This window comes from Sphingobacterium sp. MYb388, from assembly GCF_037479535.1.
GTDB lineage: Bacteria > Bacteroidota > Bacteroidia > Sphingobacteriales > Sphingobacteriaceae > Sphingobacterium > Sphingobacterium anhuiense.
Map to the genome: position 1 here is coordinate 1 of NZ_JBBGYV010000023.1, position 1,898 is coordinate 1,898.

At 47.2% G+C, this 1,898-nt stretch carries 1 rRNA gene; it reads right to left on the reverse strand.

What is annotated here, in order from left to right:
* Positions 1-58 precede the first annotated feature (58 nt).
* Positions 59-1,588 (reverse strand): 16S ribosomal RNA (locus tag WH188_RS26195).
* Positions 1,589-1,898 lie beyond the last annotated feature (310 nt).

Below are 1,898 nucleotides of genomic sequence, written 5' to 3' on the forward strand. Positions count from 1 at the left end.
TTTGTTTCTTATATAAATCATGTGTATCCGTAACGAGCTTCAATTCCGAATGCTCTAGAAAGGAGGTATTCCAGCCGCACCTTCCGGTACGGCTACCTTGTTACGACTTAGCCCCAATTATCGGTTTTACCCTAACACGCTCCTTGCGGTTACATGCTTTAGGTACCCCCAACTTTCATGGCTTGACGGGCGGTGTGTACAAGGCCCGGGAACGTATTCACCGCGTCATTGCTGATACGCGATTACTAGCGAATCCAACTTCATGAGGTCGAGTTGCAGACCTCAATCCGAACTGTGAACGGCTTTTAGAGATTAGCATCATATTGCTATGTAGCTGCCCGCTGTACCGTCCATTGTAGCACGTGTGTAGCCCCGGACGTAAGGGCCATGATGACTTGACGTCGTCCCCACCTTCCTCACAGCTTACGCTGGCAGTCTGTTTAGAGTCCCCATCATAACATGCTGGCAACTAAACATAGGGGTTGCGCTCGTTGCGGGACTTAACCCAACACCTCACGGCACGAGCTGACGACAGCCATGCAGCACCTAGTTTCGTGTCCCGAAGGACTGATCCGTCTCTGGATCATTCACTAACTTTCAAGCCCGGGTAAGGTTCCTCGCGTATCATCGAATTAAACCACATGCTCCTCCGCTTGTGCGGGCCCCCGTCAATTCCTTTGAGTTTCAATCTTGCGACCGTACTCCCCAGGTGGATAACTTAACGCTTTCGCTTGGACGCTTACTGTGTATCGCAAACATCGAGTTATCATCGTTTAGGGCGTGGACTACCAGGGTATCTAATCCTGTTTGATCCCCACGCTTTCGTGCATCAGCGTCAATACTAACTTAGTGAGCTGCCTTCGCAATCGGAGTTCTAAGACATATCTATGCATTTCACCGCTACTTGTCTTATTCCGCCCACTTCAAATAGATTCAAGTCCTACAGTATCAAAGGCACTGCGACAGTTAAGCTGCCGTCTTTCACCACTGACTTATAGGACCGCCTACGCACCCTTTAAACCCAATAAATCCGGATAACGCTTGGATCCTCCGTATTACCGCGGCTGCTGGCACGGAGTTAGCCGATCCTTATTCTTCAGGTACATTCAGCTTTCTACACGTAGAAAGGTTTATTCCCTGACAAAAGCAGTTTACAACCCATAGGGCAGTCATCCTGCACGCGGCATGGCTGGTTCAGAGTTGCCTCCATTGACCAATATTCCTTACTGCTGCCTCCCGTAGGAGTCTGGTCCGTGTCTCAGTACCAGTGTGGGGGATTCTCCTCTCAGAGCCCCTAGACATCGTAGCCTTGGTGAGCCGTTACCTCTCCAACTAGCTAATGTCACGCGAGCCCATCCATATCCTATAAATATTTGATCAAAAACCGATGCCGGTAAATGATGTTATGCGGTGTTAATCTCTCTTTCGAGAGGCTATCCCCCTGATATGGGTAGGTTGCTCACGCGTTACGCACCCGTGCGCCACTCTCATCAGTTCGTAGCAAGCTACTCCCTGAATCCCGTCCGACTTGCATGTATTAGGCCTGCCGCTAGCGTTCATCCTGAGCCAGGATCAAACTCTCCATTGTAAAATGAAGTGTAAGATCAAGACTATTTATAATAAATAGAATTGTCTTGTATTTTAATTTCTAATTCTAAAATTGAACAGGTTGATTTTTTTAACTTTCGTTGTTTCTCAACACTACTCGTTACGTTACATGATTATATTTTTAAAGAACTTCTCTCGCTTCCGCATCTCGCTTCGGCCTGTATGATGTCGGCATTGCGCCGTTATCGATCTTGTTTCTGTTTCCCTTCGTTTCCGTTGGGACTGCAAAGGTAGAAATCTTTTTGGTTTCTCCAAAATAAATGTGAAAATTTATTTTTTTTGTTTTCCTG